The sequence below is a fragment of the Coprobacter secundus subsp. similis genome (assembly GCF_015097275.1).
In the GTDB taxonomy this organism is placed as follows: Bacteria; Bacteroidota; Bacteroidia; order Bacteroidales; family Coprobacteraceae; genus Coprobacter; species Coprobacter secundus.
The window spans coordinates 2,395,274-2,414,793 of the sequence record NZ_AP023322.1 but is presented as its reverse complement, the minus strand read 5'-3'; the positions used below and the strand labels follow the sequence as shown (position 1 = coordinate 2,414,793).

Below are 19,520 nucleotides of genomic sequence, written 5' to 3'. Positions count from 1 at the left end.
TAGATAACTGATAATTCAAAAAACATTTGCATCTTTGCAAAAGATATTCTACCTTTCAATTTAATTTAGATTTAATTAATTGAAGGGAAAAGGCCGAGAGGCTCAACTCTGTAACTATTTAAAATTTATAATGTCTCCTATGGAAAGAGAAAACAAAGTAAGGCGCCCGCGTATTGGTGAAAATAAAGGGTTAGCCGGCCGTGATGGTAACACAACAAGATACGAAAAAGTAGATTACTCGCGAAGAGACGAAAATTCGTATAATTCGGAACAACGTAAGCCACGTATAAATTTTAATAATGACCGGAATTATAATCGGACTCCGTATGGCAATGATTATAATCGTCGTTCGTATAATAATCGGCCTTCTTCTGGAAATTATAATCGAAATGAAATGACCGGAGAACGGAATTATAATACTGATCGTCCGTATAATCGTCCTAGAAATTATAATAATGAGGGAGGTGGATATGGCAATATTGAGAGACCATATCGTCCGACAGGGAGTCGTCCGTCATACGGGAATTCCAATAGTGGGAATCGTTATAATAATAGAAATAATTATAATCGGAATAGTGGGTATAGTCCAGGAAATAACCGACCATATGGAAATAATCGCCCTCAACACCGGAATGATAATGCATATAGTAACCCTCGGAAACGTATTATTTATGAAGAGGTAAATGTAGATCCTAATGAGCCGATTCGTTTAAATAAGTACATGGCAAATGCCGGAGTTTGTTCACGCCGAGAAGCAGATGAATATATCCAAGCTGGACAAGTAAAAGTTAATGGGGAAGTTGTGAGTGAATTAGGCACTAAGATTACTCGAAGTGATGTAGTCACTTTTCAAGATAAAGTTGTTACTCTTGAGCATAAAATATATGTCTTGTTGAATAAGCCAAAAGATTGTGTGACTACTTCTGATGATCCGCAAGGTCGTCTTACAGTCATGGATATTGTGAGAAATGCTTGTACGGAACGTATTTATCCTGTAGGGCGTTTAGATAGAAATACAACAGGTGTACTTTTATTGACAAATGATGGGGATTTAGCTTCTAAACTGACGCATCCTAAATTTATAAAGAAAAAGATATACCATGTATGGACCGATAAGGATGTCAGTGAAGAAGACATGCAGAAGATTGCAGATGGAATTGAACTTGAGGATGGACCTATTCATGCCGATGCAGTCAGTTATGCTACCGATACGGATAAGAATCAAGTAGGTATTGAGATTCATTCAGGGCGTAATCGTATTGTCCGTCGTATTTTTGAAGCATTAGGTTATCGAGTAACTAAACTTGATAGGGTTTATTTTGCTGGTTTGACCAAAAAAAATCTGCAGCGTGGACGTTGGCGTTATCTGACTCAACAAGAAGTAGATATACTGCATATGGGCTCTTTTGAATAATTTATATCATATGCTGCATTTGTTATGACAGACAATTAAAAGTCCGGTATATAAGATTTGTAGTAGAAAAAACAAGTATGGATGGAAACAATAAGTAGAACTAAAATCGTTGATTTGTGCAGAAGTAAGGAGTTTGGCACAATCGTAAATGTAAAAGGATGGGTACGTACCCGACGTGGTAATAAACAGGTAAATTTTATTGCATTAAACGATGGATCAACGATAAATAATATGCAGATTGTCGTAGATTTGGCGCAGTTTGAAGAAGATATGTTGAAGTCAATTACTACAGGTGCATGTATTAGCGTGAATGGTATTCTTACTGAATCTCAGGGAAAGGGGCAGTCTGTTGAAATTCAGGCTAAGGAAATAGAAATATATGGAAGTGCCGATCCTCAGACATATCCATTGCAAAAAAAAGGTCATTCCATGGAATTTTTACGAGAGATAGCCCATTTGCGTCCTCGGACTAATACTTTCGGAGCAGTCTTTCGTATGCGTCATAATATGGCGATTGCTATACATAAATTTTTCCATGATAGGGGTTTCTTTTATTTCCATACACCTATTATTACCGCATCAGATTGTGAGGGAGCTGGACAAATGTTTCAGGTGACAACAATGAATCTTTATGATTTGAAGAAAGATGAGAAAGGCTCTATTAATTATGATAATGACTTTTTTGGTAAACAGGCAAGTCTGACTGTATCGGGTCAATTGGAAGCTGAGTTAGCAGCAATGGCATTAGGTGCAGTATATACTTTTGGTCCGACTTTTCGTGCAGAAAATTCAAACACACCTCGGCATTTGGCTGAGTTTTGGATGATTGAACCGGAGGTTGCGTTCAACGAAATCGGAGAAAATATGCAGTTGGCAGAAGAGTTTATTAAATATTGTGTTCAATGGGCGTTGGATAATTGTAAAGATGATTTGCAGTTCTTGAATGATATGTTTGATAAAGGTCTTATTGAGCGACTTCAATCTGTTGTTGCAACGGAGTTTAAGAGACTGACATATACGGAAGGAATTAAAATCCTTGAAAACGCCATGTCTTCGGGACATAATTTTGAATTTCCAGTTTACTGGGGTGTAGATCTTGCTGCTGAGCATGAACGATATCTTGTTGAGGAGTATTTTAAACGGCCGGTAATTCTTACTGATTATCCAAAGGAGATAAAATCATTTTATATGAAACAAAATGATGATGGAAAAACAGTACGTGCTATGGATGTACTTTTTCCAAAGATTGGAGAAATAATCGGTGGATCTCAGCGTGAAGAGAACTATGATAAATTAGTAACTCGAGCAAAGGAAATGGGAGTTCCGGATAAAGATATTTGGTGGTATCTTGATACCCGTCGTTTCGGGACAGCTCCTCATTCTGGATTTGGTCTCGGATTCGAACGACTGTTACTTTTTGTTACAGGTATGACGAATATACGCGATGTAATACCTTTCCCCAGAACCCCCAAAAATGCTGAATTCTGAAAAATAATATTTGAAAAAAAGTGATAAGCCTAATAAGAAAATTTAAGGTTTATCACTTTTTTTGTTATGATGAGATGGAGTGTAAGATAGATATACCATATCGATACATTGTAATCCGTTATATTCATAGATAGGCTCGAGATAGTTATTTTTGAAAAAGTCTTTAATAGTATAAACATATTCAAAACCAAACCTTTTGTAGAAAGAAATTTGGTAGAATTCTTCTTTATTTATACCTGGGCTTCCTGTACCTACCCAAATTTTGTCAGCGTTGTTATATAGTTCAAGAATTTTGGTCAATAAGATTGAACCATATCCTTTTTTTTGTCGGTTATATAAGGTAGATAAGTTTTTCAGTTCAAATTCTTTGTCTCCAACAGATATTATTACTGCAGCAGATATTGCTTGTCCGTTAGAGAAAAGGACATAAAGTTCTCCTTTAAATAGATAACTCTGTATCATATTGACTGATGGGTCAGCGATAGAGAGAAGAGGAATAAATTGTTCTTTATCAAAAAGAATCTTCTGTATATTTATTGTACGGAGAATATTATCGTTGTTTGAAGTAGTATGTGATAGTTCCACTTTGATTCCCGGTATTATTAGATTTTGTAAAAACGGCCTTTTTAGCAGCATTTATAGCTTGTTGTCGTAAGGTTGAGTTGGACGCTGCTGAGCCTATTGAACCTTTGGTAATACTTGCAGCAATCACTTTACCCGCAGCATTTACTGTTATGGAAACAACAATAGTTCCCTCGTCATTACTGTTATCGTATTCGGGGCGGGGAAGAGAACCGAGAATACCCCGCCCACCTAAGTCATAATTACCATATCCAGGAGAACCAGATGTAGCACCGGAAGAAGAGTTCCCATTTACACTTCCTTGTATTCCAGAGCCAGAGGAAGAGCTCCCATAATTGTTACTGCTTCCTTTACCTTTACTAAAAGCGTTTGCCACTTGATTCTTGATGCGATTATCTTCTTTAGGTTGAACAGGCTTTTGTTCTTCTTTTTTTATCTCTTTTTTTTCTGAATCTTTTTTCTTTTCTTCAGGAGGTGTTATTTGTATAGTTTCTTCTGTTTCTTGGGAAATGATTTCATTATCATCTATAGTTTCTTCAGGAGAGTTTTTTTCTTGTGATTGGATATCAGAAGAAGAGTCAAGGGTACCTTGAGATTCACTTACCAATCCGACTTGTACCAATATTCCTTCCCCGTCATCCGGTATTGATGGTTGAGAGAAGGTGACCAAAATGAGAATTAAGATAAGTGTGACATGGAATATTACCGTACCACAAATACCGAATAATCTATTTTTTGAAGACTCTTTCACTCTTGACTATTTAGTGGTTAATTACCTTCTTTTATAGGACGGGTGGCCAATACCATCTTTAGTTTATTTTCATTAGCGATATTTAGTATTCTAACGATTTCACGATATGGAACTGATTCGTCAGCATAAAGTGCAACGAAAGTGTCCGGATCTTTTTGTCGGGTGTTTACCATGAATGTTGTCAACTCTTCTATACTAGATAATTGGTGAGCACCATCATTTCCGAAAGAAACATAGTAGTTGAGCTCTTTATCTATAGTGACTCGGGAGAGAGGTTTTGCTGCTGATTGTTGCTTACTTTGGGGTAGTAATACTTTTATTGAGTTTGGAAATACAATGGTAGAAGTTACCATAAAAAAGATAAGTAACAAAAAGATTACATCGGTCATCGACGCCATGCTGAATGAAGCTTCAATTTTGTTTCTTCGTTTTAAAGCCATAATTCACAGTTTTAATTGGCTGGTTCATTTAACAAGTCCATAAATTCCATGGTTTTAGCCTCAAGCTGGTTTACGACACCATCGACGCGTGCTACTAAATAATTATATGCAAAAAGTGCAATAATTCCTACCACCAAACCTGCAACGGTGGTTACTAGAGCTTCATAGATACCTCCAGATAGGGTCGTAATATCTGCACTTGACCCAGCTGCGGCCATGTTATAAAAAGCCCTTACCATTCCGGTAACTGTGCCTAAAAATCCGAGCATTGGAGCTCCAGCAGCAGCTGTTGCCAACCAGGGAAATCCTTTTTCAAGTTTAGCAACTTCTAAATTCCCTACATTTTCAATAGCGACAAGTACATCGTTCATTGGACGTCCAAGCCGAGAAATACCCTTTTCAATAAGTCGTGCATATGGAGTGTTTGTTTTTCGGCATAAACCTAATGCAGAATCAATCTCTCCATCATGAATATAATCTTTTATTCTATCCATAAAAGTATGGTCCTCTTTAGCTGCTTTACGTATAACAATGGTACGTTCTATAAAGATGTAAATAGCTAGTATAGAAAGGATAAGTAGAGGAATCATTATAATCCCTCCTTTGAGAGAAAGTTCCCACATATTTAAGTCGGCGGTGGCAGGAGTAATGTTCTCTGCTACTGTAGAAACAGGGGCAACCATGTTGGCATCACCTAAAATTGATAATATGTTCATAATGATGGTATTTTATTACTTCAAAATATTTTTATTTAAGACATTCTTTATACTGTCTGATTGTTTCTTGCAATCCGAGATAGAGGGCATCAGAGACAAGTGCATGCCCGATTGACACCTCGTCTAAATATGGAATGTTAGCATGGAAAAAGTGTAGGTTCTTAAGGCTGAGATCGTGGCCTGCGTTGATACCTAATCCCAACTTATGAGCAGTTCTTGCAGCTTCTATAAATGGTTCTATCGCTGTTTTTGGATTGGTTTCATATATAGATGCATAAGGTTCGGTGTATAGTTCTATCCTGTCTGTCCCGGTTTTTGCTGCTTTTTCAATCAATTCTGTGTCTGTCCCTACAAATAAAGATGTTCTAATACCTGCTTGATTAAAGACATCTACGATTTCGCTTAAAAAGTCGAAATGTTTATTTGTATCCCATCCTGAATTAGAAGTAATTGCATCAGGTGCATCTGGAACGAGTGTAACTTGTTCTGGTTTTACTTTGAGGACCAAATCAATAAATTTCTTTGAGGGATAGCCCTCTATATTAAATTCTGTTTTTATGACGGATCGTAGAGCAAAGACGTCATCATAACGAATATGTCTTTCATCAGGACGAGGATGTACAGTAATACCGTCGGCACCGAATATCTCACAGTCCATAGCTACTTTTGTTACATTTGGCACATTTCCACCTCGTGCATTTCGAAGAGTAGCTATTTTATTAATATTTACACTTAATTTGGTCATTTTTCCGTAATTAAAACTATCTCTTAAAAAGGTATGCAATGTTACTAAAAAAATATTTGTTTATCCGAATATTAATACTATTTTTTGTCTCAAAACATAAAATAAATAGATAAACAAATTTTTTTATGTACGTTTGTATATTGATTTTGTTGCAAAATTAATAGGATTTACCCAAAATTGGAGAGTTATGACAGCAAAAGATTTAATTTTAAATAGTATTCCTGTGTTACATCCTGCTATGTATGTGTCGGACGCACTGTTGCGCATGGAAGAAGCAAAGTTAAGTTTTTTGCCTGTTACAGATGGAGATATTTATCTGGGAACGATTTGTGAAAAAAGTTTACATGATTTTGTTGATGTGCAGCAGCCAATAGGCACAGATTACCTTTCGTTTCCTTTTGTTAGGGACGAAAGCCATATTTTTGATGCTTTAAGCCAGATAACCCAATTGTCTATAGATATGTTACCTGTTATTTCATTTGATAATCGTTATTTGGGTGCTATAGGGAGAGAATCTTTGCTTAAACAGCTGTCTGTTGTGTGCAATACGAATCAGCAAGGGGCTGTTATATTGTTGGAAATGTATCCAGAAGATTATTCTCTTTCTGAATTGTCTCGGTTGGTTGAAGATAATAATTTTAAAGTTGTAAATCTTCTTACCTATCCCTATGAAAATACAGGCATGTTACGAGTAAATTTGAAAATAGATAGGGAAGATGCAACGCCATTGTTACGTTCACTTGAACGATTTAATTATAAAGTAGTATGTTGTTTTCAACAACAAGGATTTATAGACGAGACATTGCGTCAAAGATTAGATGAGTTGATGTATTATCTTGAAATGTAAAGATGATGAGAATAGCTGTTTTTGGAAATTTATATCAGGCGGAAAAGAGTGCCCAAGCACGGAGATTATTTGATACATTAGATCGATACGATGCTGAGATATTGGTGTGTGAAGATTTTTATCGCTTTCTTAATACTGTAATGAATATATATCCTCGTCATATAGGTCTGATATCAGATAGACGCTTTGAGGCGGATATGGCTTTGAGTATTGGGGGAGATGGTACTTTTTTGAAAACAGCAGAGCGTGTAGGTGATAAAAATATACCCATAATTGGTATAAATACTGGACGATTAGGTTTTTTGGCTGATATCTCTGAAAATGAAATAGATGAAGTTGTTACTGAGATATTTGAAGGACGTTATAGAATAGAAGAAAGAACTTTATTGCAAGTTGAGGCTGACTCTTTGCCTCCTGGATTTTGGCCTTATGCATTGAATGAAGTAGCAGTTCTCAAAAGAGATACATCTTCGATGATATCTATACATACTGATATGGATGGTGCCTTTTTGAATACATATCAAGCTGACGGATTAGTTGTGGCTACGCCTACAGGTTCTACAGCGTATGCATTGAGTGTGGGAGGTCCGGTGTTGGTTCCACAGGCATCTAATATTGTAATCGTGCCCGTTGCACCTCATAGCCTGAATGTACGTCCTTTAGTAGTGAATGATAGCTCAGTTGTTCAATTAAAGGTAGATAGTAGAAGCCATAATTTCTTGCTTAGTCTCGACGGTCGTTCGGTGATGATGAGTATTTCCCAACATTTGACTATAAGAAAGGCTACATATGCTATTCGAGTTATAAAACGATATAATCATTTTTTTATCGATACTTTGCGTAATAAATTGATGTGGGGTGCAGATAGGCGTAAATGAAACATGAATCCGGAAATTAATCATCATAGCGATTAGCTTCCGGATTCATGTGAAAGTTACATCTATATTATTTAAATAAAAATGGTATAATTTCAGCACTGAATATTGCTAGGGCAATGAATGAAATAATCCAAATAAAGCTAATGACATTTGTTGTTATTTTGGTTTGAGGAGTCCAGTTGAACATGCGCCCTAGCAATAAACGTAAAAGTGCATAAAAAGGAATCCCTATTACAAGTAGAAGAGAAAGAAGAAATGCTTTGGGATGTTCTATCCCAGTAAGTATGTTCATTACAACAGGAGGAAGAGTTGTTCCGTAGGTCGTTACCGTAAAATTTCCAAAAAGGAAAGAAAATATACTTACGCCGATAGAAAATAAAATAATTAGCAAAATGAATCCTAAGCATCCACCAAATAATAAAAAGAGTGCTTTGAATAATCCTCTAATAATACATAAAAGCAAATCCCCCAAACGAGTGAAGAAAGAATCCGTTTTTCGTTCTATACCACTTAAATTTACTTCTGCCTTATCCATTTCTTCTTTTACAGCCTTTTTTATGTTTTCTATGGTAACAGGTTCTCCTTTCATTTCCAGCTTTTGGGCAGCGGTTCGAGCCTCAGGAATACATATCCAAAGTAACATGTAAATCAGTATTGCGGTTCCCCAGAAAAATGTCAATATGACAAATAATACACGAATGAATACAGGGTCGACATTTAGATAGCAGCCTATTCCAGAAGCAACACCACCTAAAATTCGATTTTCTCCATCTCTGAAAAGTCTTCTTTTAGTTTTTATTTCATTTTCATTAATTGGAGTTTCTATATTATTCCCTTTTTTCTCATCATATTGTTTGTTTTCTGAATCAAATTGTGTCTCAGAAGTTTCATCATCAATCATATCTCGGTCAAAATCTTCAGGATGCCCCATAATGGTAATGATTTCGTTTACTTCGCGAAGTGTTATAATTTGCATTCCGAAACGGAGACGTTCTTTAAATAATTCTGCTATGCGGGCTTCTATATCCCTTAAAATCTCTTCTGCTCCTTCTTCTTCAGAAAAATGGTTACGAAGAGAATTGAGATATTCTTGTAGACTTTCGTATGCGTCCTCATCAATATGGTATACTGTATTGTTGAGATTTACAGTGAGTGTTTTTTTCATATTTTGAAGTTTTATTTTATTTAGAATATATTTCTGGTTGTCTTTCCCTAATATGATTAACGACATTATTGAGCTCGTTCCAAGAATCTTCCAATTCTTTTAAAAAAAGTTTTCCTTTTGGGGTGAGCTCATAGTACTTGCGGGGTGGACCTTGTGTAGATTCCTCCCATTGATATGTCAATAATTCAGAGTTTTTTAGGCGAGTCAATAATGGGTACAAAGTACCTTCAACGACAATAAGTCGAGATTCTTTTAGTAAACGTATAATATCGGATACATATGCCCTTTGTTTATTTAAAATCAGTAAGGTACAATATTCAAGTATCCCTTTTCTCATTTGAGATTTTACATTTTCAGTATTCATATCCATTTTCATTTTCAATACAAAGATAGCAAAATGTATGGTACTATGTAATGCAAACTACCTTATAAATTGAAATATTGACAAAATATAACATTTAATGTAGTTTTATTCTGTATTTTAAGTATGTTTGCCAAATGGAAAGATATGTTTGGAAAGATAGAGAATTGGGAACAATAATGTTGAATGTGAGGATAACAGCCCGACATTTTATATTTAGGGTAAAGGATGGGGGTATTGTGGTTACAATGCCTCCTTTCGCCAAGATTCAGGATATCTCGAAAGTTATAGATTCTAATAGATTGAAATTGCAAGTAATGTTGCAAGCAGCAAAGGCTCATAAGAATGTTTTTGATGAAGGAGATATAATTGTAACACATGATTTTATGGTTGTTTTTAATTATTTGCCGTCGTCCCAAATTGTGTATCGATTGCAAAATAAATGTCTATATATAGGATGTCCTTCGAAATTTGAAATGACTTCTCCTGATGTACAAAATATAATGATAAATGGTTTGAAAAAGTTTGTGAAAAGGTCGGCTGAAGCCTACTTGCCTTCTCGGATAAAAGAATTATCTGCATCTTTAAATCTGAGATATAATAAAGCTTCGGTTACATTTGGACGCAAAAGGCTTGGATGTTGTGATGCCAGGAAAAATATTAAGTTGTCTTATTATTTGATGTTTTTGCCAGATCATCTTATAGATTATGTTATATATCATGAATTAGCTCATTTGACAGAAATGAATCATGGAGAGTTTTTTCATTACTTATGTAATCGATACTGCAATGGAAGAGAACAGGAATTACGGAAAGAGCTTAGAGAGTTTCGATTTCCTATAGATTAAATGTTAAATAATATAAAATAATTATAATATAAGCCTGTTTATAGGTAGCTTCTTTTAAAATATGGAGCTTGGATTTGGTGTAGTAACGGATATTTCGTATATTTGTAGCCAGAAAAAAGGTGAAGATGGAGGGGGCAAGTTGTCCCCTCGTTTTATTCTGATACAGGAGAAAGTAGATGATAGAAAAGGGTATTGTTTATCAGTTAGTCAGGGAAGGCCTTGCAGGCACAGATTGTTTTATTGTTGATGTGCAGGTAAAGCCAGACAATGTAATTATCGTTGAGATTGATAATAAGGAAGGTGTTGATATTGACAGATGTGTTAGTTTGCATCGTTTTATTGAGTCACATTTAGACCGGGATACCGAAGACTATGAATTGGAAGTTGGGTCAGCTGGTATTACATCTCCATTTAAGGTCATTGAACAATATCAAAAAAATATTGGTAACGAAGTTGAGGTTTTGACTAAAGCAGGGATGAAATTGAATGGTATTTTAAAAAGTGTGTCAGATGACAAGTTTGTTATAACGATAATTAAGAAAGTAAAGACAGAGACAAGTAAGCGAAAAGTTGAAGTGGAAGAAGATTTGACTTTCGGTTATGATGAAATAAAGTATACAAAATATTTAATCAGATTCAAATAAGAGTATGGCCAAGAAAGAGGAAACAATCAGTATGGTTGACACGTTCTCCGAGTTTAAAGAGCTGAAGAACATAGACAGAACGACAATGATCAGTGTTCTAGAGGAATCGTTTCGGAATGTCTTATCAAAAATGTTCGGGACTGACGAAAATTTTGACGTGATTGTCAATCCAGATAAAGGTGATTTTGAGATATGGAGAAATCGTGAAGTTGTTGCTGATGAGGATGTTACCGATACAAACTTGCAAATTTCATTGTCTGAAGCTAAGAAAATAGATGAGGACTATGAAATAGGGGAAGAAGTTACAGATGAGGTATTCTTTGAAAAGTTTGGCCGTCGTGCAATATTGAATCTTCGTCAGACACTGGCTTCAAAGATATTGGAGCTTCAAAAAGATAGTATTTATAATAAGTACAAAGATAAAATAGGCCAGATTATTAGTGCAGAAGTTTATCAAATATGGAAAAAAGAGATGCTTTTGCTTGATGATGAGGGCAATGAACTGCTATTACCTAAGACAGAACAAATCCCGACTGATTTCTATCGAAAAGGAGAGACTGTAAGAGCAGTTGTCGCTCGTGTGGACAATAAAAATAATAATCCCAAAATTATTATTTCGCGTACTTCACCTGTATTTTTACAGCGTCTTTTTGAACTTGAAGTGCCGGAAATACATGATGGGTTGATTTTGATTCGTAAAATTGCTCGTATACCTGGGGAACGAGCTAAAGTTGCAGTTGAATCATATGATGACCGTATTGATCCGGTAGGAGCATGTGTCGGTGTAAAAGGTTCTCGCATCCACGGTATTGTGAGAGAGTTGCGGAATGAAAATATCGATGTAATAAATTATACAAATAATATTTCGTTGTTTATTCAACGGGCTTTAAGTCCAGCGAAAATTTCGTCGATTCGTTTGAATGAAGAGGAACATAAAGCGGAAGTCTTTTTAAAACCAGAAGAGGTTTCTTTAGCTATCGGTAAGGGTGGATTAAATATTAAGTTGGCATGTATGCTTACAGAGTATACCATTGATGTTTATCGTGATATTGACGAAGGAGAAGAAGAAGATATCTATCTTGATGAATTTAAGGATGAGATAGATGGCTGGGTGATAGAAGCATTGAAGGCGATTGGTTGTGCTACGGCAAAAAGCGTATTGGCAACTCCTCGTGACGTATTAATAGAAAAGGCCGACTTGGAAGAAAGTACGGTTGATGAAGTAATCAATATTTTAAAAGCAGAATTTGAAGAATAATTAGATATATTTATTGGGCTGTGAAGTCGGATAAGTTAATATTTAGGTAATATCTGTTATCTTACGGTTAATCGAAAAATTATTCTTCATTTTTTATAAACTAAAAACTAAGTATGTCAATAAGGTTAAATAAAGTAGCAAGAGATTTAAATGTGGGAATTCAGACGGCAGTCGATTTCTTACAAAAAAAAGGATTTTCGATTGAGTCTAATCCTAATACGAAAATCAGTGACGAACAGTATGCTTTACTCGTGAAAGAGTTTAGTAAAGATAAGAATTTGAAGATTGAGTCGGAGCGTATTAGCCAAGAACGTCACAATAAAGATAAAAATAAAGCTACTGTGTCTATCGATGGATATGAGGAACAACCCGCTATTGATAAAGAATTGGTTGAACCGCAAGAGATAAAAACAGAGATAGCAGAGGAGTATAAGCCTAAGATAAAGCAGGTTGGCAAGATTGATTTAGATAATCTTTATAAACCGGTTAGTGCTCAACCTGCGTCAATATCTGAACCGACATCAGATCCTGAACCTGAAGTCGTGGAGGAGCCAGAGGAAGAGGAACTTATTCAGCCTGAACCTGAAATCGAATCTGAACCGGAAGAAGAATCCGTTTTAGAGGCAGATGAAGAAATGGGGACAGAATTGGAAGAAGATTCTTATGAAGAGGAGGAAGAGGTTATTCCTGAAGAAATTGAAGAAGAGGAAAATGTAGAATTGGAAGAAGGAGAAGAAGAAGAAAAAGATTCTGAAATATTTACTCTTCGTACGCCTAAACTTACAACTAATATAAATGTTGTTGGAAAAATCGATCTGAATGCATTAAATCAGCAGACTCGCCCAAAGAAAAAAAGTAAAGAGGAAAAACGAAAAGAGAGAGAAGCTAAGGAGAAGATGCGTCAGGATCAAAAAAGGATGTCAAAGGCCGATGTAGATAATAGGGCAATAGATACTGATGTAGATAAAAAGAAACGTAAGCGTATAAAAAAGGAAAAAATAGATATAGAAAAGAGTGCTGCAGGAATAAGCCCGATACCTCGTCCTATACAACAAAAATCTAGTAATAAACAAAAACTTCGTAAGCCTGTAAAAGCAGAGATTAGTGAAGAAGATGTTCAGAAGCAGATCAAAGAAACATTAGCCCGATTGACAACAAAAGGACAGAAGAAGTCTGCTAAATGGAGGAAGGAAAAGAGAGAAGCATTCTCTTCTCGTGCTCAGGAACAGGCAGAACAGGAAATCGAAGAAAGCCATGTATTAAAGTTGACAGAGTTTGTTACAGCCAATGATCTAGCTGTAATGATGGACGTACCAGTGAATAATGTAATTGCTACATGTATGAGCATTGGTATCATGGTATCAATTAATCAACGTTTGGATGCTGAAACTATTAATATTGTTGCTGATGAGTTTGGATTTAGGACTGAATATGTAAGCGCAGAAGTTGTTGAAGCTATAAATGTTGAAGAGGATAGAGAAGAAGATTTGACTCAACGCCCACCGATTGTTACTGTCATGGGACATGTTGACCATGGTAAAACATCGTTGCTTGATTATATTCGGAATGCTAATGTTATTGCCGGTGAAGCGGGAGGAATTACCCAGCATATAGGAGCGTATAATGTAAAATTGGAGGATGGCCGTCGTATTACTTTCTTGGATACTCCAGGGCATGAAGCATTTACGGCTATGCGTGCCCGTGGTGCTAAGGTAACAGATATTGCTATTATTATCGTTGCTGCAGATGATAATGTAATGCCTCAAACTGTCGAAGCTATAAATCATGCTTCGGCTGCAGGTGTTCCTATTGTATTTGCAATTAATAAGATAGATAAGCCTTCGGCTAATCCAGATAAGATAAAAGAAGAACTTGCTAATATGAACTACCTCGTAGAAGAATGGGGAGGTAAATATCAATCTCAAGAAATATCTGCAAAGAAAGGTACGGGGGTACATGAGCTAATGGAAAAAGTCCTGTTAGAAGCTGAGCTACTTGATTTGAAGGCAAATCCTGATCGTCGTGCAACTGGTTCGGTGATAGAATCGACATTGGATAAAGGCCGAGGTTATGTTGCAACGATTTTGGTTGAAAATGGTACACTTCATACGGGAGATATTGTATTGGCTGGAACACATTATGGACGTGTTAAAGCAATGTTTAATGAACGTAATAGCAAAATTTCAGAAGCAGGACCTTCTGCTCCAGCTCTTATTTTAGGTTTGAACGGTGCTCCGCAGGCAGGAGATGTATTTCATGTCATGGAATCAGAACAAGAAGCCCGGGATATTGCGAATAAAAGAGAACAGTTGCAACGAGAACTTGGCTTACGTACGCATAAACTGTTAACATTAGATGATATAGGTCGTCGTATTGCTATTGGAAATTTCCAAGAATTGAATGTTATTGTAAAAGGTGATGTTGACGGTTCGGTAGAAGCATTAAGTGATTCGCTGATCAAGCTTTCCACGGAAGAAATTCAGGTAAATGTTTTGCATAAAGCCGTTGGGCAAATATCAGAATCAGATATTACTTTGGCAGCTGCATCGAACGCAATTATTATCGGGTTCCAAGTCCGGCCTTCGATGGCTGCTCGTAAATTAGCAGAAAAAGAAGGGGTTGATATACGTCTGTATTCGATTATATATGATGCTATTGAAGAAGTAAAATCAGCAATGGAAGGTATGTTGTCTCCGGAAATAAAAGAGGAGATTACTGCTACAGTAGAAGTGCGAGAGACATTCCGTATTACTAAGGTTGGAACTGTTGCCGGATGTATGGTAAAAGAAGGTAAGATAAAACGGAGTAATAAGATACGGCTGATACGTGATGGTATTGTGATATATAGTGGAGAGTTAGGATCATTGAAACGTTTTAAAGACGATGTAAAAGAAGTAGCTACTGGATACGAATGCGGTTTGAATATAACAAATTATAATGATGTGAAAGTCGGTGACCTAATTGAAGCTTACGAAGAAGTCGAAGTAAAGAAAACATTATAATTTCCGGTTGAGGTGAAAGTGTACTTTAATTTATAAGTACTTTATAATATTTAGGAAAAACACAGACGTGTAAAGATGGCTAGTTATATAGAGTTCTCTTCAGCGCCTGTGTTTTTCTTATCTAAAAGACGTGGATAAAGAACAAAAATGCAATTTATTGATATACTGATATTAGTAATTATTTGCTTTGCAGCCATTCGAGGGTTTGCCCAAGGATTGGTACGTCAAATAGGATCATTAGGAGGTTTATTATTGGCTATATTAGGTGCTATTTATTTAAGTAAATTTACCGAAACATTACTTGTTGGCATCTTTAAATTGCCAGATTATGTATATCATCCGTTAGCGTGGTTACTGACGTTCTTAGTTATATATTTGTCTGTATGGACTTTGGCGTGGTTTTTGTTGCGTATGGTCCGATGGGCCCAATTAGGAGGGATTGATCGGATGAGTGGAATCGTTTTTTGTATATTTAAGTATGTTTTGGTATTAAGTGTAATATTAAACATTTTTGAACTTATTGATAGAGATTCTCGTCTTCTGAGTCAGAATAAGAAAGAAAATTCTTATTTTTATTCTCGAATAGCGAAAATTGCTCCATCTGTATTCTCATTAGTTACTGATAAAGTGATGAGTAATGATTTAAAGTACGGAGAAAACTAAAACTGAGAGGTAGTTGTTACATAATAATATCTTTTGTATAGAGAGAAAATAGATTTTATGAAACAAGATAATTCAAATCAAATATTAGATGATGTCACATCTGGAGATTATAAGTATGGTTTTGTTACACATATTGATACAGAAATAATTCCTACTGGATTATGTGAAGATGTAATACGTCTGATTTCTGAAAAAAAGAAAGAACCCGAGTGGTTGCTTGAGTTCAGGCTCAAAGCTTATGAATATTGGAAAACGTTAGAAATGCCACATTGGGCACATTTGAATATCCCAAGAATAGATTATCAGTCTATTAGTTATTATGCTGCTCCTAAAAAGAAGGAAGGTCCTAAAAGTCTGGATGAAGTAGATCCTGAATTATTAAAAACATTTAATAAGTTAGGAATTTCTTTGGAAGAACAGATGAAACTTTCTGGAATTGCTGTGGATGCTGTGATGGATAGTGTGTCGGTGAAGACGACATTCAGAGAAAAATTAGCCGAATTGGGAGTCATTTTTTGTTCATTTAGTGAAGCTGTAAAAGATTATCCTGATTTGGTGAAAAAGTATTTGGGTTCAGTAGTGTCTTATCGAGATAATTTTTTTGCAGCGTTGAATTCTGCAGTATTTAGTGACGGCTCTTTTGTTTACATTCCTAAAGGAGTACGGTGTCCTATGGAATTGTCAACATATTTTCGGATCAATGCCGCGAATACAGGTCAGTTTGAGAGGACTTTAATTGTTGCAGATGATGATAGTTACGTTAGTTATCTTGAAGGATGTACAGCTCCAATGAGAGATGAGAATCAGTTGCATGCTGCTATTGTCGAAATTGTGGTGCATGACCGGGCAGAAGTAAAATATTCTACTGTGCAAAATTGGTATCCTGGAGATAAGGAAGGAAATGGTGGAATATATAATTTCGTGACAAAGCGTGGATTGTGCAAAGGAGATCATTCAAAAATATCATGGACTCAAGTTGAGACAGGCTCTGCAATTACTTGGAAATATCCGAGTTGTATATTAGCAGGAGATGGCTCTGTTGGAGAATTTTATTCGGTGGCTGTGACAAATAATTATCAACAAGCTGATACAGGGACAAAGATGATACATATTGGGAAAAATACAAAGAGTACAATTGTTTCAAAAGGGATATCGGCGGGGCATAGTCAAAACAGCTATCGTGGGCTGGTGCGGGTAAGTACAAGGGCTGATAATGCTCGTAATTATACGCAATGTGACAGTTTATTGTTGAGTTCCACTTGTGGAGCACATACATTTCCTTATATGGATATTCGTAACAATACAGCAATAGTTGAGCATGAAGCTACAACTTCAAAAATAAGTGAAGATCAGATTTTTTATTGTAATCAACGAGGAATCAGTACCGAGGACGCTGTCGGACTTATTGTAAATGGTTATGCCAAAGAGGTAATGAACAAGTTGCCGATGGAATTTGCGGTCGAAGCTCAGAAACTACTACAGATTTCATTAGAAGGTTCTGTAGGATAAAGATAAAGAATAAAAAAAATATATATATGCTAGAAATAAAAGACCTGCATGCCGATATTAATGGCAAAGAGATATTGAAAGGGATTAATTTAACGGTTAAACCTGGAGAAGTACATGCAATTATGGGACCTAATGGTTCTGGTAAAAGTACGTTGTCTGCAGTTTTGACAGGTAACCCTGCGTATGAAGTTACAAAAGGTGCTATTACTTTTTATGGTAAAGATTTGTTAGAGCTTTCTCCGGAAGATCGGGCTCATGAAGGAATATTTCTTAGTTTTCAATATCCTGTAGAAATTCCAGGGGTGAGTATGGTAAATTTTATGCGGGCTGCAATAAATGAGCAGAGAAAGTATCGAGGGCAGGAACCTATTTCTGCAACAGATTTTTTGCGAATGATGCGTGAAAAGCGGGCGATAGTTGATCTCGATAATAAATTAGCCAGTCGTTCAGTAAATGAGGGCTTTTCCGGTGGAGAAAAGAAGAGAAATGAAATTTTCCAAATGGCGATGCTTGAGCCTCGTTTATCTATTTTGGATGAAACAGATAGTGGGCTTGATATAGATGCTTTACGTATTGTTGCAGAAGGTGTAAATAAACTGAAGTCAGAGAAGAATGCAACGATAGTTATTACTCATTATCAACGTTTACTTGATTACATTGCTCCAGACTTTGTGCATGTTCTGTATAAAGGTCGTATTGTGAAATCCGGAGGTCCCGAACTTGCTCTTGAGTTGGAGGAAAAAGGATATGACTGGATAAAGAAAGAAATAGATCAATAACAGGGATATTAAAATATAAGGAAAATATGCCGGAAGGTATATCGAAGATGTATTTGTATCTATCATATAGATGAAAATGAGTGCCGAGAAACAATATATTGAATTATATGAAAGATTTACATCATTGATTGATGCAAAATCTGCTCCTGTACTTAATGCACAGCGTACCGACGCTATATCTGTGTTTAAAAAAATGGGCTTTCCTAAAATTACGTCGGAAAATTATAAACATACAGACATTCCAACGGCTTATGCTCCTGATTATGGGCTGAATTTGAACCGGTTGGATATTCCTGTGAATCCATATGAGGTTTTCCGTTGCGATGTCCCTAATTTAAGTACACTATTATATTTTATTGTAAATGATAGTTTCTATACATATCATGAGAATAAAGCCCGGCTTCCAGAAGGTGTGTTGGTCGGAAGTTTGAGAGAATTAGCTTTGTCGCACCCAGAATTAATAGAGAAATATTATAATAAAATTGCTGATAACTCCAAAGATGGGACTGTTGCATTAAATACGGCATTAGCGCAAGATGGTTTCTGCCTGTATGTCCCTCAACGAACCATATTAGAAAAGCCATTGCAGCTAATCAATATACTAAGAGGTGAGAGTGATTTTATGGTAAATAGACGTTTGCTGGTTATTTTAGAAGAAGGGGCTCAAGCAAAACTCCTGGTGTGTGATCATACGATGGATAATGCGAAATTTTTGGCATCTCAGGTGACAGAAATTTATGCAGGTAAGAATTCCGTATTCGATTTTTATGATATGGAAGAGTCTACCCTTACTACGACAAGAGTGGCATCTACATTCGTTAGGCAGGAAGCAGGATCAAATGTACTAGTTAATGGAATTACTTTGCACAATGGAGTTACTCGGAATAATTATTATATAACCCTTATGGGAGAAAATGCCGAAACTAACCTTTGTGGAATGGCCATTGCCGATAGGAAAGAATCGGTCGATAATTATACATTTATTGATCATGCTGTTCCTTTTTGTCATAGTAATGAGTTATTTAAATATGTAATTGATGATGACGCACAAGGCTCATTCAGTGGTAGAATATTGGTTCGGACAGATGCGCAAAAAACAGTTGCGTATCAGAGTAATAAAAATTTATGTGTTACACCGGAAGCTAGGATGTTTACAAAACCTCAGTTAGAGATTTATGCTGATGATGTAAAATGTAGTCATGGGGCTACAGTCGGGCAACTTGATCAGAATGCGTTGTTTTATTTACGTTCTCGAGGGATATCTGAGTCAGAGGCAAAGATGTTGTTAATGTTTGCTTTTACTAACGATGTAATTGAGAATATTCGTTTAGATGCGTTGAAAGACAGATTGAGGCAGTTGGTAGAAAAGCGTTTCCGGGGGGAATTGTCTAAATGTGCAGGATGTGGAGTGTGTCGATAAAAATATAAAA

The 19,520-nt window shown here is 36.0% G+C and carries 19 protein-coding genes; 12 read left to right on the top strand and 7 right to left on the bottom strand.

Annotated features, from left to right (window positions below; genetic code table 11):
• Positions 1 to 139 precede the first annotated feature (139 nt).
• Both Cop2CBH44_RS09565 and asnS read left to right on the top strand, forming a co-directional pair.
• Positions 140 to 1,414, top strand: a complete 1,275-nt coding sequence (locus Cop2CBH44_RS09565; protein WP_200754703.1) for a pseudouridine synthase — start codon at positions 140 to 142, stop codon at positions 1,412 to 1,414.
• 81 nt (positions 1,415 to 1,495) lie between these two features.
• A complete protein-coding gene (asnS, locus tag Cop2CBH44_RS09560) occupies positions 1,496 to 2,902 on the top strand; it encodes an asparagine--tRNA ligase (protein WP_200754702.1) in 1,407 nt (468 codons plus the stop codon).
• Between the two features lie 42 nt (positions 2,903 to 2,944).
• Here the strand turns inward: asnS and Cop2CBH44_RS09555 are convergent, their stop codons facing one another.
• From Cop2CBH44_RS09555 to Cop2CBH44_RS09535, 5 genes are read right to left on the bottom strand one after another with little or no spacing between them, the layout of a single operon-like run.
• Entirely contained in the window at positions 2,945 to 3,487 is a 543-nt protein-coding gene (locus Cop2CBH44_RS09555) for a GNAT family N-acetyltransferase (RefSeq protein ID WP_021930005.1), read from the bottom strand.
• Positions 3,453 to 4,235 (bottom strand): energy transducer TonB family protein, encoded by a 783-nt coding sequence (locus tag Cop2CBH44_RS09550; protein WP_021930006.1) that lies wholly within the window; start codon positions 4,233 to 4,235, stop codon positions 3,453 to 3,455. The genes Cop2CBH44_RS09555 and Cop2CBH44_RS09550 overlap by 35 nt, the downstream gene beginning before the upstream one ends.
• A gap of 17 nt (positions 4,236 to 4,252) precedes the next feature.
• A complete protein-coding gene (locus tag Cop2CBH44_RS09545) occupies positions 4,253 to 4,675 on the bottom strand; it encodes an ExbD/TolR family protein (RefSeq protein WP_021930007.1) in 423 nt (140 codons plus the stop codon).
• Between the two features lie 11 nt (positions 4,676 to 4,686).
• Positions 4,687 to 5,391 (bottom strand): MotA/TolQ/ExbB proton channel family protein, encoded by a 705-nt coding sequence (locus tag Cop2CBH44_RS09540; RefSeq protein ID WP_021930008.1) that lies wholly within the window; start codon positions 5,389 to 5,391, stop codon positions 4,687 to 4,689.
• A gap of 31 nt (positions 5,392 to 5,422) precedes the next feature.
• On the bottom strand, positions 5,423 to 6,136 hold the full coding sequence (locus Cop2CBH44_RS09535; protein ID WP_021930009.1) for a pyridoxine 5'-phosphate synthase: 714 nt from the start codon (positions 6,134 to 6,136) through the stop codon (positions 5,423 to 5,425).
• A 187-nt stretch (positions 6,137 to 6,323) separates the two neighbouring features.
• Here Cop2CBH44_RS09535 and Cop2CBH44_RS09530 point away from each other — a divergent pair, with 187 nt between their 5' ends.
• Positions 6,324 to 6,983: a CBS domain-containing protein gene (locus Cop2CBH44_RS09530; RefSeq protein ID WP_021930010.1), complete on the top strand. Its 660-nt coding sequence runs from the start codon at positions 6,324 to 6,326 to the stop codon at positions 6,981 to 6,983.
• Between the two features lie 5 nt (positions 6,984 to 6,988).
• A complete protein-coding gene (locus Cop2CBH44_RS09525) occupies positions 6,989 to 7,861 on the top strand; it encodes an NAD kinase (RefSeq protein ID WP_021930011.1) in 873 nt (290 codons plus the stop codon).
• A gap of 67 nt (positions 7,862 to 7,928) precedes the next feature.
• Here Cop2CBH44_RS09525 and Cop2CBH44_RS09520 read toward each other — a convergent pair whose 3' ends face one another.
• Both Cop2CBH44_RS09520 and Cop2CBH44_RS09515 read right to left on the bottom strand, forming a co-directional pair.
• A complete protein-coding gene (locus Cop2CBH44_RS09520) occupies positions 7,929 to 9,026 on the bottom strand; it encodes a PspC domain-containing protein (protein ID WP_200754701.1) in 1,098 nt (365 codons plus the stop codon).
• A gap of 16 nt (positions 9,027 to 9,042) precedes the next feature.
• A complete protein-coding gene (locus Cop2CBH44_RS09515) occupies positions 9,043 to 9,390 on the bottom strand; it encodes a PadR family transcriptional regulator (protein WP_021930013.1) in 348 nt (115 codons plus the stop codon).
• A 134-nt stretch (positions 9,391 to 9,524) separates the two neighbouring features.
• Here Cop2CBH44_RS09515 and Cop2CBH44_RS09510 point away from each other — a divergent pair, with 134 nt between their 5' ends.
• From Cop2CBH44_RS09510 to sufD, 8 genes are all read left to right on the top strand, one after another.
• Positions 9,525 to 10,235: a M48 family metallopeptidase gene (locus Cop2CBH44_RS09510; RefSeq protein WP_200754700.1), complete on the top strand. Its 711-nt coding sequence runs from the start codon at positions 9,525 to 9,527 to the stop codon at positions 10,233 to 10,235.
• A 176-nt stretch (positions 10,236 to 10,411) separates the two neighbouring features.
• Positions 10,412 to 10,879, top strand: coding sequence for a ribosome assembly cofactor RimP (gene rimP, locus Cop2CBH44_RS09505; protein WP_021930015.1), 468 nt, complete (start codon positions 10,412 to 10,414; stop codon positions 10,877 to 10,879).
• A 4-nt stretch (positions 10,880 to 10,883) separates the two neighbouring features.
• Complete coding sequence (nusA, locus tag Cop2CBH44_RS09500; protein WP_021930016.1) at positions 10,884 to 12,137, top strand: transcription termination factor NusA; 1,254 nt, start codon at positions 10,884 to 10,886, stop codon at positions 12,135 to 12,137.
• Positions 12,138 to 12,250: 113 nt separating this feature from the next.
• Positions 12,251 to 15,139, top strand: a complete 2,889-nt coding sequence (infB, locus tag Cop2CBH44_RS09495) for a translation initiation factor IF-2 (protein ID WP_021930017.1) — start codon at positions 12,251 to 12,253, stop codon at positions 15,137 to 15,139.
• Positions 15,140 to 15,286: 147 nt separating this feature from the next.
• The gene (locus Cop2CBH44_RS09490) at positions 15,287 to 15,802 is read left to right on the top strand and encodes a CvpA family protein (protein WP_021930018.1); all 516 of its coding nucleotides are present in this window, start codon (positions 15,287 to 15,289) and stop codon (positions 15,800 to 15,802) included.
• 57 nt (positions 15,803 to 15,859) lie between these two features.
• Positions 15,860 to 17,311: a Fe-S cluster assembly protein SufB gene (gene sufB / locus Cop2CBH44_RS09485; protein WP_021930019.1), complete on the top strand. Its 1,452-nt coding sequence runs from the start codon at positions 15,860 to 15,862 to the stop codon at positions 17,309 to 17,311.
• Between the two features lie 26 nt (positions 17,312 to 17,337).
• Complete coding sequence (gene sufC / locus Cop2CBH44_RS09480) at positions 17,338 to 18,090, top strand: Fe-S cluster assembly ATPase SufC (protein ID WP_200754699.1); 753 nt, start codon at positions 17,338 to 17,340, stop codon at positions 18,088 to 18,090.
• A gap of 76 nt (positions 18,091 to 18,166) precedes the next feature.
• On the top strand, positions 18,167 to 19,510 hold the full coding sequence (gene sufD, locus Cop2CBH44_RS09475; protein ID WP_021930021.1) for a Fe-S cluster assembly protein SufD: 1,344 nt from the start codon (positions 18,167 to 18,169) through the stop codon (positions 19,508 to 19,510).
• Positions 19,511 to 19,520: the final 10 nt, after the last annotated feature.

Excerpts from the sequence above, each read along its gene's own strand:
- Cop2CBH44_RS09565 (WP_200754703.1), top strand. The coding sequence starts at position 140 with ATGGAAAGAGAAAACAAAGTAAGGCGCCCGCGTATTGGTGAAAATAAA.
- asnS (WP_200754702.1), top strand. The coding sequence starts at position 1,496 with ATGGAAACAATAAGTAGAACTAAAATCGTTGATTTGTGCAGAAGTAAG.
- Cop2CBH44_RS09545 (WP_021930007.1), bottom strand. The coding sequence starts at position 4,675 with ATGGCTTTAAAACGAAGAAACAAAATTGAAGCTTCATTCAGCATGGCG.
- Cop2CBH44_RS09540 (WP_021930008.1), bottom strand. The coding sequence starts at position 5,391 with ATGAACATATTATCAATTTTAGGTGATGCCAACATGGTTGCCCCTGTT.
- Cop2CBH44_RS09535 (WP_021930009.1), bottom strand. The coding sequence starts at position 6,136 with ATGACCAAATTAAGTGTAAATATTAATAAAATAGCTACTCTTCGAAAT.
- Cop2CBH44_RS09530 (WP_021930010.1), top strand. The coding sequence starts at position 6,324 with ATGACAGCAAAAGATTTAATTTTAAATAGTATTCCTGTGTTACATCCT.
- Cop2CBH44_RS09525 (WP_021930011.1), top strand. The coding sequence starts at position 6,989 with ATGAGAATAGCTGTTTTTGGAAATTTATATCAGGCGGAAAAGAGTGCC.
- Cop2CBH44_RS09520 (WP_200754701.1), bottom strand. The coding sequence starts at position 9,026 with ATGAAAAAAACACTCACTGTAAATCTCAACAATACAGTATACCATATT.
- Cop2CBH44_RS09515 (WP_021930013.1), bottom strand. The coding sequence starts at position 9,390 with ATGAATACTGAAAATGTAAAATCTCAAATGAGAAAAGGGATACTTGAA.
- Cop2CBH44_RS09510 (WP_200754700.1), top strand. The coding sequence starts at position 9,525 with ATGGAAAGATATGTTTGGAAAGATAGAGAATTGGGAACAATAATGTTG.
- rimP (WP_021930015.1), top strand. The coding sequence starts at position 10,412 with ATGATAGAAAAGGGTATTGTTTATCAGTTAGTCAGGGAAGGCCTTGCA.
- nusA (WP_021930016.1), top strand. The coding sequence starts at position 10,884 with ATGGCCAAGAAAGAGGAAACAATCAGTATGGTTGACACGTTCTCCGAG.
- infB (WP_021930017.1), top strand. The coding sequence starts at position 12,251 with ATGTCAATAAGGTTAAATAAAGTAGCAAGAGATTTAAATGTGGGAATT.
- Cop2CBH44_RS09490 (WP_021930018.1), top strand. The coding sequence starts at position 15,287 with ATGCAATTTATTGATATACTGATATTAGTAATTATTTGCTTTGCAGCC.
- sufB (WP_021930019.1), top strand. The coding sequence starts at position 15,860 with ATGAAACAAGATAATTCAAATCAAATATTAGATGATGTCACATCTGGA.
- sufC (WP_200754699.1), top strand. The coding sequence starts at position 17,338 with ATGCTAGAAATAAAAGACCTGCATGCCGATATTAATGGCAAAGAGATA.
- sufD (WP_021930021.1), top strand. The coding sequence starts at position 18,167 with ATGAGTGCCGAGAAACAATATATTGAATTATATGAAAGATTTACATCA.